This is a genomic window from uncultured Fretibacterium sp., from assembly GCF_963544685.1.
GTDB lineage: Bacteria > Synergistota > Synergistia > Synergistales > Aminobacteriaceae > CAJPSE01.
In genome coordinates this window covers 1-16,429 of the sequence record NZ_CAUUGJ010000049.1, presented here as the reverse complement: position 1 = coordinate 16,429, position 16,429 = coordinate 1, and the positions used below count along the sequence as shown (strand labels likewise).

14 protein-coding genes and 3 tRNA genes are annotated in these 16,429 nt (G+C 62.7%); 10 read left to right on the top strand and 7 right to left on the bottom strand.

The features are described from left to right. Positions 1-141: 141 nt before the first annotated feature. The 7 genes from ABLA28_RS06205 to ABLA28_RS06175 all read right to left on the bottom strand — a co-directional run bounded on the left by ABLA28_RS06205 (position 142) and on the right by ABLA28_RS06175 (position 7,192). Positions 142-432: a YerC/YecD family TrpR-related protein gene (locus ABLA28_RS06205; RefSeq protein ID WP_314718372.1), complete on the bottom strand. Its 291-nt coding sequence runs from the start codon at positions 430-432 to the stop codon at positions 142-144. Positions 433-641: 209 nt separating this feature from the next. After that, positions 642-1,442 carry an ABC-2 family transporter protein gene (locus ABLA28_RS06200; RefSeq protein WP_347712934.1) on the bottom strand — a complete coding sequence of 267 codons (801 nt, stop codon included), beginning with the start codon at positions 1,440-1,442 and terminating at the stop codon, positions 642-644. 13 nt (positions 1,443-1,455) lie between these two features. Next, a complete protein-coding gene (locus tag ABLA28_RS06195; RefSeq protein WP_347712933.1) occupies positions 1,456-2,472 on the bottom strand; it encodes an ATP-binding cassette domain-containing protein in 1,017 nt (338 codons plus the stop codon). Beyond that, positions 2,453-3,241 (bottom strand): ABC transporter permease, encoded by a 789-nt coding sequence (locus tag ABLA28_RS06190; protein ID WP_347712932.1) that lies wholly within the window; start codon positions 3,239-3,241, stop codon positions 2,453-2,455. Before ABLA28_RS06190 ends, ABLA28_RS06195 begins: the two co-directional genes overlap by 20 nt. A gap of 89 nt (positions 3,242-3,330) precedes the next feature. Further along, positions 3,331-4,278: a YafY family protein gene (locus tag ABLA28_RS06185; protein ID WP_347712931.1), complete on the bottom strand. Its 948-nt coding sequence runs from the start codon at positions 4,276-4,278 to the stop codon at positions 3,331-3,333. Between the two features lie 82 nt (positions 4,279-4,360). Beyond that, positions 4,361-4,789: a nuclear transport factor 2 family protein gene (locus ABLA28_RS06180; RefSeq protein WP_299302189.1), complete on the bottom strand. Its 429-nt coding sequence runs from the start codon at positions 4,787-4,789 to the stop codon at positions 4,361-4,363. Between the two features lie 42 nt (positions 4,790-4,831). Beyond that, complete coding sequence (locus ABLA28_RS06175) at positions 4,832-7,192, bottom strand: mechanosensitive ion channel domain-containing protein (protein WP_347712930.1); 2,361 nt, start codon at positions 7,190-7,192, stop codon at positions 4,832-4,834. A gap of 555 nt (positions 7,193-7,747) precedes the next feature. Between ABLA28_RS06175 and uvrA the strand changes: the two genes are divergently transcribed. The 10 genes from uvrA to ABLA28_RS06125 all read left to right on the top strand — a co-directional run bounded on the left by uvrA (position 7,748) and on the right by ABLA28_RS06125 (position 16,327). Further along, positions 7,748-10,594, top strand: coding sequence for an excinuclease ABC subunit UvrA (uvrA, locus tag ABLA28_RS06170; RefSeq protein ID WP_347712929.1), 2,847 nt, complete (start codon positions 7,748-7,750; stop codon positions 10,592-10,594). Beyond that, positions 10,584-11,486, top strand: a complete 903-nt coding sequence (gene rlmB, locus ABLA28_RS06165) for a 23S rRNA (guanosine(2251)-2'-O)-methyltransferase RlmB (RefSeq protein WP_347712928.1) — start codon at positions 10,584-10,586, stop codon at positions 11,484-11,486. The genes uvrA and rlmB overlap by 11 nt, the downstream gene beginning before the upstream one ends. A gap of 3 nt (positions 11,487-11,489) precedes the next feature. Continuing rightward, a complete protein-coding gene (locus ABLA28_RS06160) occupies positions 11,490-12,302 on the top strand; it encodes a pyrroline-5-carboxylate reductase dimerization domain-containing protein (RefSeq protein ID WP_299297876.1) in 813 nt (270 codons plus the stop codon). Positions 12,303-12,317: 15 nt separating this feature from the next. After that, a complete protein-coding gene (mnmA, locus tag ABLA28_RS06155) occupies positions 12,318-13,391 on the top strand; it encodes a tRNA 2-thiouridine(34) synthase MnmA (protein WP_347712927.1) in 1,074 nt (357 codons plus the stop codon). Positions 13,392-13,575: 184 nt separating this feature from the next. Further along, a complete protein-coding gene (locus tag ABLA28_RS06150) occupies positions 13,576-14,382 on the top strand; it encodes an XdhC family protein (RefSeq protein ID WP_347712926.1) in 807 nt (268 codons plus the stop codon). Positions 14,383-14,450: 68 nt separating this feature from the next. Beyond that, the gene (locus tag ABLA28_RS06145) at positions 14,451-15,221 is read left to right on the top strand and encodes a hypothetical protein (RefSeq protein WP_347712925.1); all 771 of its coding nucleotides are present in this window, start codon (positions 14,451-14,453) and stop codon (positions 15,219-15,221) included. Positions 15,222-15,409: 188 nt separating this feature from the next. Further along, the gene (locus ABLA28_RS06140) at positions 15,410-16,024 is read left to right on the top strand and encodes a 5-formyltetrahydrofolate cyclo-ligase (RefSeq protein ID WP_347712924.1); all 615 of its coding nucleotides are present in this window, start codon (positions 15,410-15,412) and stop codon (positions 16,022-16,024) included. Positions 16,025-16,063: 39 nt separating this feature from the next. Further along, positions 16,064-16,139, top strand: a tRNA-Thr gene (locus ABLA28_RS06135). A gap of 19 nt (positions 16,140-16,158) precedes the next feature. Further along, a tRNA-Tyr gene (locus ABLA28_RS06130) sits at positions 16,159-16,244 on the top strand. A gap of 7 nt (positions 16,245-16,251) precedes the next feature. Beyond that, positions 16,252-16,327, top strand: a tRNA-Thr gene (locus tag ABLA28_RS06125). Positions 16,328-16,429 lie beyond the last annotated feature (102 nt).

Genomic DNA, 16,429 nt, shown 5'->3' with positions numbered 1-16,429 from the left:
TGCGAACCGTAGCGGATAAGCAGACCGCCAACGAGCGTAGCGAGTTGAGCGGGTCCTTAGTTTCTTCACCAGGCGTACAGAAAAGTACGTCGAGCAAGGTAAGCAAAAACAACGAAGCATACGAATGATTTGGAATTGGAATTACGCGTCCTTGGTTCGGTCCAGGACGATCTTGTACCCGCCGGCCCCGTAGTCCAGGAATTTTTTGACCCGGCTGATCGTGGCCGTGCTCGCCCCCGTCTGCTGGGCGATCTGGGGGTAGGTTTTCGCCCGGCTCAGCAGACGGGCCACCTCCAGCCGCTGGGACAATGCTTTGATCTCGCCGATCGTGGCGACATCCTCCAGAAAGTCGTAGACCTCCTGGCGCGTCTCGAGCTTTAGAAACGCATCGCAGAGTTTGTCCGTAAGGGTATCCTTCCAATTTTCCGCCATGGATTGCACTCCTTCCGAGACCCCAATTTTTTACCGCATTGGATGCAGTGATAACTCTTCAATAGTATATCGTATTGACGAGTCTCGTGGCAATGCCCTTCGTTCGGGAACGGTACCGCTTCCGCCGGGCCGAACGAGCGGTCTTGCAAAGGCCCCTCTCCGCCCGGGCCCCGGGTCTGTCTCTCGCGATGCCCGGGGCGGCCGAACCCTCATCCTCCACAGGCGGAATACCTCCGCATACCCTTTTTCCACAGTACGGCACAGCCCGCCGCGAGGAAGAGCGCCCATCCGGCCGCCTTCGACAGGCAGGAAAGCGCTGCCCTCTCGGAGAGCATGCCCATGAGAAACGTCGTCGGAATATAGTTCGTATACGCGAACGGCAATCGGATCAGGAAGGTGAAGGGCGCGTCGGGCAGCAGCATCAGCGGAAAGACGATGCCTGCCGAGATGTTTCGGAGGACCCTTATCGAGGTGTAGAGGGAGGATACCCTGGAAAAATAGAAGCTGTACAGGCTTATGGAGAAGTCGACCAGAAAGTTTATCAGGTACCCCACCAGCAGAAACGCGGCGAATATCGCCGCCCTCGATACGGATATTCCGGATGGATGCGGAAGGATGTATCTTCGCAGCAGCGCGTAGATGGCCGCCAGCGGAACTGCATTCATGACGACGAAGACCGCGCGCTGCGGCATGTCGGTCATCAGTTGATAAAGGGCGTAGTTGTAGGGCTTCAGGAGGTATTGGCTCAGATTCCCCAGCCGGATGTCGTCCGATATCCTGAATATCGACGTCGTCGAGGTGATGTTGCTCACGATCAGGGTCGTGAAATAGTACGTGACGATTCCCTCCGTGCCGAGCGGCATCCCGTCGTTTCCGCGCGCCGCGGCAATCCACAGCAGGGTATTGACCCCGAACGGCACCAGGGAGAACAGGAACGAGGATATGAAGTTCACCCGGTATTCCAGCTGGTTGGCCAGGGCGGTCCTGAATATTCCGCAGTATTTCCGCATGGCGCAGCCTCGTTCATCTCCCGTAGATCCGTCTGATGACGTCTTCCATGCCGATGTTCTCGATGTTGATGTCGCTCAGCTCCTCGATGAAGTTGTTGGAGATGTCCTTCAGGATGTCCAGGCTCGTCTCGGGATCTGCGGAGATCCTGACGGCGTTGTCCTCCACCTTTTCGGCCTGAAGGCTTCCCCTCGACCTGAGCGCTTCGATCATTCCGTCCGCGTTCGGCGCATTCAGCTTCAGGATGAAATACTTTTGGCTCAGAAAGTCCCTTTTGAAATTGTCGAACGTGTCCGCGTAAATTTTTTCTCCCTTGTCGAGCAGGATCAGGGAGTCGCAGAGGGACACGATGTCGTTGAAGTTATGGCTGGTCAGGATGACGGTCGATGCGTGCGCCGCGCAGTACCGCTTCAGGAACTCGCGTATGTTGTGCTGGGTGACGACGTCCAGCCCTATGGTAGGCTCGTCGAGAAAGATGACGTCGGGTTTGTGGAGCAATGCGGCTATCAGCTCCATCTTCATCCTTTCCCCGAGGGACAGGCGCCTCACCTGTACGTTGACCAGCTCCTCCACGCCCAGCAATGCGACCATCATGCGCAGGATGTCCCGGTAGTCCCCGTCCTCCACCCCGTAAATCGTCCTGTTCAGCTCGAAGGAGTCCAGGGCCGGCAGGTCCCACCACAGCTGGCTCTTGTTTCCCATGACCATGGAGATGCGGCGCAGGTATTCCTTCTTCTTGTCGAAGGGACGATACCCCAAAACGTCGATCCGTCCCCTCGAGGGCATGATCAGGCCGGACAGCATTTTCAGCGTAGTGGTCTTTCCCGCCCCGTTCAAGCCGATCAGGCCGGTTATCGCCCCCCTGGGGATCCGGAAGGAAAGGTCGTTGACCGCGCTTTTAAGAAGCGGTTCGCGATGGAACAGGTTCCTCAGGCTCCCCCTCAGCCCCGGTTCCTTTTTGTAATACGCGTAATCCTTGCCGATCCCCTCCGCCGTGATGACGCTGCTGCGGCTAACTGCCTGCGCCGGCATATCTTCCGAGCCCCCTCTCGAAGACGAAATCCGACAGGCAAAAAAACACGAGGGACGATGCAAACGAATATATCGTGAGCGGCAGACTCAACCCCTTCACGACGGACAGGATCGGAAAGTTGAAGCACACCAGCAGGGGAACGGCGAAGATGAGGAGCTTCCGCACGAGCGAGGGGTATATCGTCATCGGCTTGTTCCCTGCGGTGATCAGCTCGGAGCCTATGCCCATGACGATATCCATCCTCATGACCCAGAAGGACAGGGACATCAATAGATACATGATGGAATAGATCAGCAGGAAACCGTTGAGCGAGAGCAGAACGTACGTCACGGCCCCCGCCGGGGTGAGGGGCGTCTCGAGTTTTGCCAGACAATAGGCTATTCCAGCCGCGTTGAGCAGTATGTTCTTGACCTGCGGCACGTCGAATTCATGGAACGAGATGTTGAACCGCTTGTTGATGGGCTTGAGCAGGATGAAATCCAGGCTGCCCGTGTTGACCATCTCCGGGAGCCTTCGCAGGCCCGGGACGATCAGGAAGGTGAACGCGGAATCCATCAACCCTCCCTGGAAGGTCAACATCAGCGTCTGGTATCGGTTCCAGCCGTTTATCGTCTCCGTGTGCGTGAACACGACATTGATGAAGAGGACGTACATGGCCGTCCAGACGAGCTCGAAGGTCCCTCCGGCGATGAAGTTGAACTTGTACTCCATCAGGTTCATCAGGGAGCCTCTCAGGTAAGCCTTCATGACGGAACGGTATTTTTTCATGGGCCCCGGTCTCCTCGCAAAAGACGAGAGCGTCATCCCGAACTCGGGGACGGCCTGTCATTCATCTGTCAGCCATCTTGGGCATCCTTTCACATCTTAGCAGCCCCTCGCGACAGCTGTGTGTCGTAGTTGGACAAAAATTTCCGTGCGGTTTCGATCAGCTCTCTCCGGTAGTCCTCCGGCCCCACGACCTTCACCCTGTCGCCGAAGCTGAGCAGCAACGCCTTCCACAGGCGTTCCCTCGCCGGGACGCGGATGAAGGTCCTGCGGGCGTCCCCGGCCAGCTCTTCGATGGGGCAGTCGGGAAAATACTCCTCCATCAGAGGCGCATCCTCCGCGGAGAAATGCACCTCGATATCGATGCAGGTCCTGTAGTATGCCTGCTCCGACTCCTGCATCCGCCGCTCGACGTCTCCGTGCTCGATCCCCGAGCTCCGTTCCGTGACCTCGGGATTTTGCATCCTTGCGACCTTGAACGTCCTGTACTCCCTGTGCTCCAGGGAGTAGGCGAACAGGTACCATGCGTACCATTTGTAATGGATGGCCAGCGGTTCGACGTGAGGCCGGGATCGCTTTCCGTCCGCGTTCCGGTAGTCGAACGCGACGCGCTTCCTGTCGGAGATGGCCGACTCCAGCAGGGCGTTCAGGTCCTGGACCCTTTTGTTCTCCCTCGCGACGCTGAAATCCCAGAAGACCTTCTGCCCCCCCTCCCTCTCGATGATGGCGTTGTATTTCTCTATCAGGGTGTCGAGCGCATCGTTGGAGTAGGACGTCGCGAGGCTTTCCAGCGCCCTCGCGATCATCTGCTGTTCGCCGCTTCGGATGTCGATGTTTTTCATCCTGTACGCGGGAAGGATGGAATAGCCCCCGAACCTGCCGTTGACCGAGTACACCGGAATCCCCGCCGAGGAGATGGATATGATGTCCCGCTGGATGGTGCGGACCGAGACCTGGAAGCGCTCCGCCAGACGCGAGGCGGAGACGCTTTCGTGATTCAGCAGGTGGATGATGATGCCGAGAAGGCGGTCCAGTTTCATTCTACAGGGAGCACCTCCGCAAGTTGCTGCATGGCATGGGTAAGGGATACGCCGGGACGACGGCCGGCGGCCGAGTCCGGGCTCAGAACCACAGGGGCCTCTCGTCCCCGAAATGCGGGGCCGCTCCGTCCCGGTAGGGATCGTAGCGGTTTATGTTGCAGCCGAATTCTTTCAGGAGGCGGATTTTGTCCTCCGGCGTCCATTCGATCAGCGACATGCCGTCGAAGGCCTGAATCTGCCCGTCGTGCATGGCGTCTTTGAAACACCATTCGACCACGGTCTGGTCCCCTTTATGAAAAAACTGCCGGATGTCCCATCGAAGGACGCTCCCGCGGGTGTTCCACTCGTCGAACCACTGCCTGATCCTCGGCAGACCCCTGTATTCCGGACCCCAGCTCTCGATGTACACGGCGTCGTCGGAAAAAACGTCGGATATCCCCAGGGCGCTCTTTTGCAGCCACATATCGAACCACAGTCTGACGATCCTTTCCCTGCCGTCCCTTGTTTCCATATCCTCTCCTCGCTCCCTTTCCCCGTCGTGCCAGGGCTTCCCTTATGAAGCTGAAGCGTTCCCCTCCGCCTTGGGCTTGGGGGGCTTCGGGACAGCCCCGCCCCTCTCCGGGGCGGCGGGGAAACGGACATCCATCTGCGGGTAGGGGATATCCACGCCCTCCTGTCGGAACAGGGACAGGATGTGGTGGCGCATGTCGCTGGCCACCTTTATCGAGGATGTCGTGCTCAGGTCCACCCAGAAATAGAGCATGAAGTCCAGGGAGCTGTCCCCGAAGCCCTGAAAGAGGACGAAGGGAGCGGGGTCCTTGAGGATCTTGGAGTGGTCCTTCAGCACCTTCAGCAGCAGCTCCTCCACGTGGCGCGAGTCCGAGTCGTAGGAGACGCCGACCTTCAATGTGTCCCGCTTCTTGGTATCCGAGCCCGTCCAGTTCGTCACCCGGTTCTCCAGCAGGTAGCGGTTCGGCATGATGACGTCGATGTTCTCCCAGGTCTTGATGCGGGTGGAGCGGGACCCGATCTCCTCGACGGTCCCCGAGGTGCCGTCGACCTCGATGATGTCCGCGATCTTGAAGGGGCGGCTGAACATGATGATGAAGCCGCTGATCAGGTTGTTGAAGAGGGTCTGGGCCCCGAAGCCGATGGCCAGCACCAGGGCGCCGCCCAGGAAGGCGAAGGCGGTCAGGGGGATGTTGACGATCTGGAGCGCGATCAGGACGAAGGAGAACCAGAGCACGTAGAAGACGATTCGCTGCGTGGCGTTGGCCGCCGTGATGCTCGCGGAGAAGCGGCGGATCATGCGCCTCTGGATCCAGCGGCTGCCCCAGGCGCTGAGGAAGAAGCTGGAGATAAAGACCATCAGGGCCGTGAGCAGCTTGCTGATGGTCACGGAGTACCCCTCGCCCTTCCAGAGCTCCGTGTTCCAGAAGCTCAGGAACGTCTTCCTGCCGAAGTCCCCGACCTTCTCCGCCAGCCGCAGGGTGTCGATGCGGGCGCTGGCCTCCTCATAGAGGGTGCGCTCCAGCATGATCTGATAGGGCAGGAGGTAGGCGTAACGGTTGAGGACGTTCGCGATCGTGTCCTGCTGGCTCTGCAGCATCTGGTTCAGGTTCTGCCGGGTCTTGCCCGTGGCCTCGCCCGCCATGTTCCGGGTCGTGGAGATGCGCTGATAGAAATCGCTCTGCAGGGTCTGGATGCTCTCGAGATGGGTCTGGAGCTCGGATATCCTGACCTGGGCATCGTTCCTGTACCTCCAGATATCCTCCCCCGTGGCCTTTTCGTTGAAGAGCCGGTAGCGGGCCCTCCAGATATTCTGGGCGTCCGTCAGGAACCCGATCTCGTCCTGGATCAAGGTGGTGTAGTATTCCCAATAATTCAGGTTGGCGAGACGCGCCATGAAGCGGGTGTTCGCCGGGGTGAGGGCGCCGGCGTCCGCGCTGTCGGCGTCGACGGCCGCACGGGCCTGGGAGAGTGAGGACGAGGCATCGTCGAAGCTGCCCCTGACCGCAGTCATCTGCTTTTTCAGGTCGTCGATGCGTGTTTGCAGCGCCCCGACGTTCCGGTTCAGGGCCTCCTCGGGAAAGGTCAGCGCTGCCCGGACCCCCTGGAGCCTTTTCCGATCCTGGCGGATACTCCGGATGATCTCGTCGCAGCGCTGCTTCGCCTCCCTGGCCTGAAGCCACGACGAGGCCAGGTTCAGCCTCGCGCGCTCGATCTCCAGCGCGCTGATGTGGGAGAGCGTCGTGCCGTCCTGAAGGGTCGATTCGGCCTCCTCCCTGAAACGGCTGACGTCGGACAGCCCGATGGACAGCTTGTTGAGGACGGACCTCAGGTTGAACACCATCAGGTCCAGCTCCTGACGGGACTTGTGAATGGCCTGGTTCAGCGCGTCATAGGCGTTGATGTCCGATGATGCGGAGGCGGAGAGCTCCGCGTCCTTCGAGGCCGTCACGGCGACGGCCATCGAGTCCTGACGGGAGGACAGGGTCTTGAGGTTCGTGTTGTAGGCTGCGTAGGCCAGGTTCAGGTCGGAGAGCAGATGGGCGTAGCGTTCCCTCTCCGCATCGGTATAGCCCCACTGGACCGCGTCCTCGGAGGCCGAGGCCGTCAGCTTCACGAGCTGCTTCATACGGAGGGCGACGTCCGCGCTGCCGAGAGGAAAATCCTTGAGCTCCGCCTCCACGGCGTCCCTGGAACCGGCGATGTCCTCGCTGACGCGCTGCTGGAGGATGGCGACGGTGTCCCCGGATCCCTCGGCGGCGTCCCCGCCGGTATCGGTCGCGGAGAGGACCGGCGACGAAAGGGCCAGGCAGAGCACGAGCGTCAGCATCCCCCCGGCCATGAGGCGGCTCCGGCGTCCGCCGTCCCTCGAAAACAGGTTCATCCGCATGATGTTTCTCCACATGATATCTATCCAACCTCGTTCCCGTTTCCATCCTTGCACCTATGATCAACGCTTCCCTGGGGATGAATTACATTTTACCCGCCGTCCCCCGGAGAGGCCAGCCCCGTATCTCCGAACGGGCCCCCGATCTTTCGGCGGGGGCCTCTGGCGCTGCGCGACGCCGGCTTCATGATAGAATACCCGCGGGCGGCGGGCCGTCAGGGGGCGCGCTCGTTCCCGTATCAAGGGGCGAAGCCCCCTGTTGATGTTTCAGAGCCGATTTCAAAGAAAACGTTGATTTGAGCCGTGAAGCCTCCCGGTGGTACCCCAGCTTGCCTGTTTTTGAGGAAGAAACTTGCCGGGGCCGCCGCTATCCCCAGAGGGGAGCCTTCCGGCAACCGCTCGCTTCGCTTGCGGGCCGCTCAGTCTCAGGATAGCGGCGTGGGGGGATTAAGCAGACTGCCAGCGAACGTAGTGAGCTGTGCAGGTCGCTTAGGTTTTTCACCAGGGGGCGAAGCCCCCATATTAAAAAAATTCAGGGAAGCGCTGCCAGCGCTTCCCAAGGAGATTCTTTCATTGGACGATTATATCCGCATCAAAGGGGCCAGGGAACACAACCTCAAGAACGTGAGCGTGGACATTCCGAGGGGCAGGCTGGTGGTCATAACGGGGCCGTCGGGGTCCGGCAAGTCGTCCCTGGCGTTCGACACGCTCTATGCCGAGGGGCAGCGGCGCTACGTGGAGTCCCTGTCGGCCTACGCGCGCCAGTTTCTGGGCGTCCAGAAGAAGCCGGACGTGGACGACATCTCCGGCCTGTCCCCCGCCATCTCCATCGAACAGAAGGGGACGGGCCACAACCCGCGTTCCATCGTGGGGACCGTCACCGAGATCTACGACTACCTGCGCCTGCTCTACGGCCGCATCGGGGTGCCCCACTGCCCCCATTGCGGCAAGCCGGTCATCCGCTATTCCATCGACGAGATCCTGGAGCTGATCTTCCAGAACGACGACGGTTCCCGCGTGGAGATCCTCTCCCCGCTCGTCCGGGGCAAGAAGGGCGAGTTCCGCAACCTGTTCAGCCAGACGCGGGAGAAGGGCTATACGCGCGTCCGCGTCGACGGCGCGGTCCTGTGGCTGGAGGAGGACATCGAGCTCGACAAAAAGAAGCGGCACGACATCGAGGTCGTCGTCGACCGGCTGAAGGTGACGGAGGAGCGGCGTTCGCGCATCGCGGAGTCCGTCGAGGCCTCCCTGAAGCTCTCGGGTGGGTACGTCCTGATCGCCCCGGAGGGCAAGAAGGAGTACATGCTGACGGAGAACTACGCCTGTGCGGACTGCGACGTCGCCATGCCGGAGATCGAGCCGCGCCTCTTCTCCTTCAACAGCCCGTTCGGGGCCTGTCCCGACTGCGCCGGGCTCGGGAGCCACGAGCACTTCTCCGAGGAGCTCGCGATCGACCCGGACCGCTCCCTTGCGGAGGGAGCCATTCTGCCCTGGAAGACCAAACCGTACTTCCTGACCAAAATCGCCCTGTTCGCCAAAAAATACGGGTGGGACCTGACCCCCAGGTACGGGGACCTAGACCCGCGGGTGCGGGACTTCATCCTGCACGGCAGCGACGACCGGGTGCCGATGGTCTTCGAGGAGAAGGGGATGGAGCGCACCTATATGGGGAGGTACGAGGGGCTGCTGAATTGGCTGGAGGCCCGATGGCAGGAGACGGAGTCCGAGACGGTCCAGGAGGAGCTGGCGGCCTACCGGGTGGAGGACGTCTGCAAGAGCTGCGGCGGCCTGCGGCTCCGGCCCGAGGCGCTGTCCGTAAGGGTCGGCGGGTATGGGATCGGGGAACTGCTGGTCATGCCTATAGACCGGCTCTCCCGGGTGATGAAGGAGCTCTCCCTGGGGACGACCGATACCCACATCGTCGAACAGGTGATGCTGGAGATCGACAAGCGCCTGGATTTCCTGGTCGACGTCGGGGTGGGCTACCTCTCGCTGCTGCGCCGCGCGGACACCCTGTCGGGCGGCGAGAGCCAGCGCATAAGGCTGGCGACGCAGATCGGGTCGAAGCTCAGCGGGGTGCTCTACGTCCTGGACGAGCCGACGATCGGCCTGCATTCGCGGGACACGGAGCGCCTGGTGCGGACGCTCGACTCCATCCGCGAGCTGGGCAACACGGTCGTGGTGGTCGAGCACGACCGGGAGACCATGAAGGCGGCGGACGCCCTCATCGAGATGGGGCCGGCCGCGGGGGAGCTGGGCGGCGAGATCGTCCACAGCGGCAGCTACGAGGAGGTGCTGGGGACGGAGGGGCTGACGGGCCCCTACCTGCGGGGCGACGCAACGGGCATCGTCCGGTCCGGGGCCCGGCGGAAGCCGTCGGGCTGGCTGACCGTCAAGGGCGCCGAGCACCACAACCTCAAGGGCATCGACGTCAAAATTCCGCGGGGCGTCTTCACCTGCCTAAGCGGCGTCTCGGGGTCGGGAAAGAGCAGCTTTCTCTACGACATCCTCTACAAGGGGATGCGACGGCGCCTGGACCGGGACTTCCGGGAGCGTCCCGGCCGTTTTCGGGCGCTGGAGGGGGCGGATGCGTTCGAGAACGTCGTCCTCGTCGATCAGAGCCCCATCGGACGGACTCCGCGCTCCAACCCTGCCACCTACACGGGGGTCTTCTCCCTCATCCGCGAGTTCTTCGCGGGGCTCCCCGAGGCGAACATCCGCGGGTACAAGCCGGGGCGCTTCAGCTTCAACGTCAAGGGCGGGCGCTGCGAGTCGTGCGGCGGCGCCGGGTCCGTCAAGGTCTCCATGCTCTTCCTGCCGGACATCTACGTGGACTGCGAGGTGTGCGGCGGCACGCGCTACAATCATGAGACGCTGGAGGTCCGGTTCAAGGGGAAATCCATCGCCGACGTCCTGGCGATGACGGTGAACGAGGCCGTGGCGTTCTTCGCGGACATCCCGAGGATCGCGGGCAAATTGCGCCTGATCCAGGACGCGGGGCTGGGCTACATCCGCCTGGGACAGTCGGCCCTCACCCTGTCGGGAGGAGAGGCGCAGAGGGTCAAGCTCTCCAAGGAGCTGGCCAAGCGGTTCGGAGGGCGGACGCTCTACCTGCTGGACGAGCCCACGACGGGGCTCTTCTACACCGACGTGCGCAAGCTGCTGGAGATCGTGCACCGCATCGTGGATCAGGGCAGCACGGTCGTGTTCATCGAGCACAACCTGGACGTCCTGCTCTCGGCCGACCATATCATCGACCTCGGCCCGGAGGGCGGCGACGGCGGCGGGCGCGTCGTGGCCCAGGGGACGCCGGAGAGGGTGGCGGCGAGGGGCGAGGGGTACACCGCCCGCTTCCTCAGAGAATACATGGAAGAGATCGAGTCCAACAAGAGTAAAGGAGAGCTGAGGCATGCCGGGTAAGTTCGACGGAAAAAGGGGAGGGGACGGAAACCGGCCTCGCGGCAGGCGCGAGGTTCACGGAGCCGGGGCGGCCCGCGGCGGGCGACCCATGGCGGCCAGGCCCTGGAGGAAGGAGCCGGTGGAGCGTCCGGTTCCGCCCGACGACGTCTGCTGGGGCCGCCAGCCGGTGCTGGATCTGGTGAAGGGTTCCCCCTCCCGCTGCACCCGGCTGCTGATCGCCAACAACGTCCGTCCTCCGTTTCTGGACGAGCTGGTGGACGCCGCACGGGCGGGCCGGGTGGTCTATCAGATGGTCGCGCCCGAGGCGTTGGACAAGCTGTGTCCCGACGTGCGGCATCAGGGCGTGGCCTGCCGTGTGACGGAGACGGAGCCCGTGGAGCTGGAGCCCTTTTTGAAGGAGCTCTCCGGGGCCGAGTCCGCCCTGATCGTCGTGCTGGACCATATCGAGGACCCGCACAACCTGGGGGCCGTCGTGCGGTCGGCGGAGGCGTCGGGCGCGTCGGCCGTGGTCTACTCCCGGCGTCGTTCGGCGCTGCCCGGGGGAACGGTGGTGAAGACCAGCGCGGGCGCTGCGCTCCGCCTTCCCATGATCCCGGTCGTCAACATCGTGCGGACCCTGGAACAGCTCCAGGCGGCCGGTTTCTGGGTCGTGGGGCTGGACGGGGGGGCCGTGGAGTCCCTGTGGGATGACGTGCTCCCCGCACGGCTGGCCCTGGTCGTCGGGGCGGAGGGCGATGGGCTCTCCCGCCTCGTGGGCGAGAGATGCGATCAGCGGCTGCGCATCCCCATCCAGGGGGGCGTAGGCTCGCTCAACGCCAGCGTGGCGGCCGCCCTGGGGATGTTCGAGTGGCGCAGGGGGCGCCCCGGCCGGCAGGGGAAAGAGGGGGATTGAGGCATGGAACTGAAGGATTTGCGTCTCTCCATCATCGGGGCCGGCGCGTTGGGCGGCGCGGTCGCCCGTGGGCTGGCGAGGGCCGGCTGCGAGGTCACGGCGTCGGTGCCCCATCCGGAGCGACGACGCCATCTCGAGGCGGATGGGGTCGCCCTGATATCGGACAACGCCCGTGCCGCCTCGCAGGGACAGGTCGTGATGTTCGCGGTCAAGCCGCACCTGACTCTGAGCGTCGTGGGGGAGGTCGCTCCTCTGCTTGATGGGAAGCTCTGCGTCTCCCTGGCCGCGGCTGTGCCCCTGGAGCTGCTGGAGAGGACGGCCCCGACGGCGCGCTGGGCCCGTGCGATGCCGAACATCTGTGCGGCGATGAACGCCTCCTTCACGGGGGTCGCTCCCTCGGGCTCCTGTTCGGAGGAGGAGAGGACCGGGCTCGTCGGGCTCTTCTCCCTCGTGGGGTCTGCCGAGCTGACCGAGGAGAGGAATCTGGATGCCCTCACATCCCTGACGGGCGCCGGCCCGGCGTTCTTCCTGTCGTTGCTGGAGGCCGCCGCGATGGGCGGCATTCAGGCGGGGCTGCCCAAGGAGATCGCCTACAAGGGGGCGGCGGCGGCGGTGTTGGGCGCGGCCCGGCTGGCGATGGACTCCGGCCGGGCGCCGTCGGCCCTTCGGGACGACATCTGCACGCCGGGCGGCATGACGATCGAGGGGGTCGCCGAGCTGGAGCGCGGCGCGCGCGGCTCCATGATGCGGGCCGTCCTCTCCACCGCCGAAAAGGGCCGGGTGCTGACCGAGAAGGTCGTGCAGAGTTTGAAGTAGGAGCGGCCTTCTTCGATGGGCGACATGGCCGGGGGCCGAACGATCGTCCTGCTGATGAGCGGCGGCGTGGACAGCAGCGTTGCGGCGCTTCTGCTCCTGCGGGAGGGGTGGAGGGTGCTGGGCCTGACGCTCCGTATCCCGGGCGTCTGGGGCGGCCCCGGCGAGGCTGGGAACGGTCCCCCGGTCGAGGCGGGCGCATCCGCCGCGCGGATGGCCGGGGTGCTGGGCATTCCGCACCGGATCCTGGATGCCGGGGAGACGTTCCGAGCACGGGTGATCGCGCCCTTTCTGCGTGACTATCGTGAGGGGAGGACGCCCAACCCCTGTGTGGACTGCAATCGGTCCATCAAGTTCGGCCTGCTGATGGACGCCGCCGCCGAGTGGGCGGGGGACGCCTGCGTTCCCGTCGCCACGGGGCACTATGCGCGCATCCTCCTCACGCCGTCGGGAGCGCGGCTGGCCCGGGCCCTGGATGAGGGGCGGGACCAGAGCTATTTCCTCTGCGACGTGGACCGCGCCCGCCTGGACCGCGTCCGTTTTCCCCTGGGGGAGCTGACCAAGCCGCAGGTCCGGGAGATTGCGCGCGATGCGGGGCTGGCCGCCGCCGATAGGCCCGACAGCATGGAGGTCTGCTTTCTGGCGGGGACGGACTATCGGGAGCGGGTCGGGGACGACGGGCCGGGGCCGATCCGGGACCTCTCGGGCGCGCTGTTGGGACGGCACAAGGGGCTGTCCCGCTATACCCTGGGGCAGCGGCAGGGTTTGGGGATTGCCGCGCCGCACCCGCTCTACGTCCTGAGGCTGGACAGGGCGGAGAACGCGCTCGTCGTGGGGCCGCGGGAGTGCGCGTTCCGGACGGTCGTAACGGCGAGGCGGCCCAACGTGCTGGCGCCGGAGCTTCTGGGGCGGGACACGGTCCTTATGGGCAAGACGCGCTCCCGTTCCCCTCTCTCGCCCTGCAGGATCGCGAGCCTCGACGAGGGGACGCTGACGGCCGAGTTCAAGTCCCCGCAGTTCGCTCCGGCGCCGGGACAGCGCCTGGCGCTCTACGGCGGAGAGGTCCTGGCGGCCTCGGGCGTGATCGTCTGATTTCAGTTTCTCCGTGTACTGCCTTGATTGCACGTTGCTTCGTTGAGAAACGGTTCCCTTCGCAAATTGTACGGATGCCTGCGGCCGGCTGTCGTTGAGGACATCCGGCCGATCCTTTGTTATACTTTTCAGGAGCTTATAAGAGTATTGGGACGGCTTGTACGCATAATTGGGGGGCCGAAAAATGGACTATCCGATGCTGCGGCGTTTGACGGAGTTGGTGGAGGCGGGGAGGGAAGCGGTGCTCTGTACCGTGGTGGACGAACAAGGCTCCACGCCCCGAGGACGCGGTGCGGCGATGCTGGTGCTTCCGGACGGCAGCACGGAGGGGACGATAGGGGGCGGCGTCACCGAGCATCACGTGATTGAACGGGCCCGTGCGATGATGCGAGAGGGGACGGGCACGGAGCTCTACCGGGAGAGCCTCGATGCGGAGAAGGCCTTGCCGGAGGGGGCCGTCTGCGGCGGCGACGTCACGGTGTATCTGGAGCGTTACGGACGGTCGCCCGAGATCGTGATCTTCGGGGCTGGGCACGTGGGTCGTGCGCTGGCCCGGTTGGTGTGCGACACGGGGATGCCGGTGCTGACCTGGGACGAGCGCGCGGAGTTCGCCAACGGGGAGAGTATTCCCTGGGGAAGGACGCTGGCCTGCCCGCTGAACGAGGTGTTTGACCGCGGCCTGCCCCTGCATTCGGCGAGCTTTGTCGTGATCGCAACGCGCGGGCACGCGCTGGACGCCGAGGTGGTGAAGCTGCTGGAGGGGCGGAAATGCGCCTACATCGGGATGATCGGGTCGCGCCGCAAGATCGCCTTCGTGCGCGAGCGGCTGATCGAGGAGGGGGTTGCGCCCGATCAGATCGACCGCATCTACCAGCCCATCGGCCTGCCGATCCGGGCCGAGACGCCGGAGGAGATCGCGGTCTCCATCCTGGCGGAGATCATCGCGGCGCGCCGGGGCGCCGACCTGGACCAGCTGCGCTCCGCGCTCTGACCCCTCCGACTCCTTGGATAGAGGTATCCAGGGCTCCTGCTCTTTGCCGTTACGGGAGGAGGATGAGCATGAAAAAGTGGTTCGAGAATTACGAGGTGGAGTTTTTCTGCAGTGCGATGATATGGCTTTCGGGCTTTGGAGGCCCGCTTCTTCTGCCTGAATTTCGTCAATACACGCTCCTGGGGGAGATGCCCTATGCCACTATCGTTCGGATCATTCTCACGGTATTTATTGAGATTGTCTTACAGAAGGTCTACTCGCGCCGAAAGTCCGGTTGGGCGCGCGGTACGCTGTGCTTTTTTCTCGTCGTTGCCTGTCCTGTAACGATCACCGCGATTCTTCTCCAGAGAGGCGAAAGGGACATGAGGCCCTTTCCTTTGGTTCTCTTATACCTTCTCTTGGATGCTGCGATCCTGTATCATGCCAGCGTCAGGCTGGATTCCCGTACCGGGATGGGGACCTCGAACCCCAAAAGCCCCCTCAGAATATTGTTTGAAAAATATGAGGTCGAATTTTTCCTCGTGTTTCTGATCTATTTTTGTGAAGGGATCAGGGGAATGAAGATCACCAGGATCAAGGAAGGAACCCTGGGGTATGGTTTTGTCAGTTTCCTGAGTCTCTTCTTCGTCTACAGGGTCGTACTTTGCCGTAGCCTCGGTGCTGCCAAGGCGGCTTTCCTTATGCTCCTCTATCCTGGGTGGGGGGTGGGAAAGCCTCCAATGGTTTTCATGACGCATCTTGCTGGTTTCTTGCTTTTGCCTTGGTCCGTCATCTACCGAACCTGTCTCGATCTGAAGGCTGTGCGGTCTTCCAGTGACCCCGAAATTTTGGGATCGTGAAATGTCGTGTTCCTCATTACACGGACTGTTTGCCAAAACGGTGTTAGACTTCACTTGATTAGCCTGCTTGGCCAAAGAGCATTCCCTGCAGGGCGCAATAACATTGTGCCGTGCTTTTCTTTGTCCCGCTTCGGTGGGGATAAATCGGGAGCTGCGGACGAGGCGAAGAGGATAAGGAGGTTTTGTCCATGACTATCCAGGAGGAGAAGCGGCTTTTGCGGAAGGATATCCGTGAGGCCGAGGTGGAATTGCCCGATGCCTACTGGGCGCAGGCCAGTGGGGCGATCTGCGCCCGGCTGGCGGCCATGCCGGAGTACCTGTCTGCGCGGACGGTATTCTGTTTTGTCGGGACCGGCCGGGAGATCGATACCCGTACATTTCTGGAGAACGCGCTGCACGACGGAAAACGGCTCTGCGTACCCCTGTGCATTCGCATGGGGGTGATGGAGCTGCGGCAGATCGATGCCGTGAGCCGGTTGGTGCCCGGGGCCTACGGCATTCCGGAACCCACGCGGGAAACGCCTTTGATAGGCACGGACGAGGTGGACTTTGCCGTCATCCCCTGCCTGAGCTGCAGCCATTCCGGCCTTAGGCTGGGGAAGGGGGGCGGCTTTTATGACCGTTTCCTCTCGGAGTACCGCGGCACGGCGATACTGGTCTGCCCGGAGCGCCTCGTTCGGGACTCCATTCCGATGGAACCCCACGACAGGAGCGTCCCCCGGGTGCTGACGGAGACGGGCCTCTACGAAAACGGACTTCCGAATTCCTCCGGGATACTTGACAGAACCCCTGACTCTCTGTAGAATTCTTGGTCGTACTGCGATGAGGCTGATGGACAATTTGCCGGCGTAGCTCAGTTGGTAGAGCAGCTGACTTGTAATCAGCAGGTCGTCCGTTCGAGTCGGATCGCCGGCTCCAGCCGAAACGCAGGATATGGGGTGGAATGGCCGAGTGGTCAATGGCAACAGACTGTAAATCTGTCGGCGAGAGCCTACGTTGGTTCAAATCCAACTTCCACCACCATTTTTATGCCGACTTAGCTCAGCAGGTAGAGCACATCCATGGTAAGGATGGGGTCTCCGGTTCGAGTCCGGAAGTCGGCTCCAGGTATAGCAAGGGTTCAGGAGGTTTTTCCTGAGCCCTTTTTCTTTGCTTTACAGCATATTTACAGCAGAGAAAACCCTCTATGGGAAATAGAGTATTTTGGC

Excerpts from the sequence above, each read along its gene's own strand:
- ABLA28_RS06185 (WP_347712931.1), bottom strand. The coding sequence starts at position 4,278 with ATGAAACTGGACCGCCTTCTCGGCATCATCATCCACCTGCTGAATCAC.
- rlmB (WP_347712928.1), top strand. The coding sequence starts at position 10,584 with ATGCCGGGTAAGTTCGACGGAAAAAGGGGAGGGGACGGAAACCGGCCT.
- ABLA28_RS06205 (WP_314718372.1), bottom strand. The coding sequence starts at position 432 with ATGGCGGAAAATTGGAAGGATACCCTTACGGACAAACTCTGCGATGCG.
- ABLA28_RS06160 (WP_299297876.1), top strand. The coding sequence starts at position 11,490 with ATGGAACTGAAGGATTTGCGTCTCTCCATCATCGGGGCCGGCGCGTTG.
- ABLA28_RS06175 (WP_347712930.1), bottom strand. The coding sequence starts at position 7,192 with ATGTGGAGAAACATCATGCGGATGAACCTGTTTTCGAGGGACGGCGGA.
- ABLA28_RS06200 (WP_347712934.1), bottom strand. The coding sequence starts at position 1,442 with ATGCGGAAATACTGCGGAATATTCAGGACCGCCCTGGCCAACCAGCTG.
- ABLA28_RS06150 (WP_347712926.1), top strand. The coding sequence starts at position 13,576 with ATGGACTATCCGATGCTGCGGCGTTTGACGGAGTTGGTGGAGGCGGGG.
- ABLA28_RS06140 (WP_347712924.1), top strand. The coding sequence starts at position 15,410 with ATGACTATCCAGGAGGAGAAGCGGCTTTTGCGGAAGGATATCCGTGAG.
- ABLA28_RS06190 (WP_347712932.1), bottom strand. The coding sequence starts at position 3,241 with ATGAAAAAATACCGTTCCGTCATGAAGGCTTACCTGAGAGGCTCCCTG.
- mnmA (WP_347712927.1), top strand. The coding sequence starts at position 12,318 with ATGGGCGACATGGCCGGGGGCCGAACGATCGTCCTGCTGATGAGCGGC.
- ABLA28_RS06195 (WP_347712933.1), bottom strand. The coding sequence starts at position 2,472 with ATGCCGGCGCAGGCAGTTAGCCGCAGCAGCGTCATCACGGCGGAGGGG.
- ABLA28_RS06180 (WP_299302189.1), bottom strand. The coding sequence starts at position 4,789 with ATGGAAACAAGGGACGGCAGGGAAAGGATCGTCAGACTGTGGTTCGAT.
- ABLA28_RS06145 (WP_347712925.1), top strand. The coding sequence starts at position 14,451 with ATGAAAAAGTGGTTCGAGAATTACGAGGTGGAGTTTTTCTGCAGTGCG.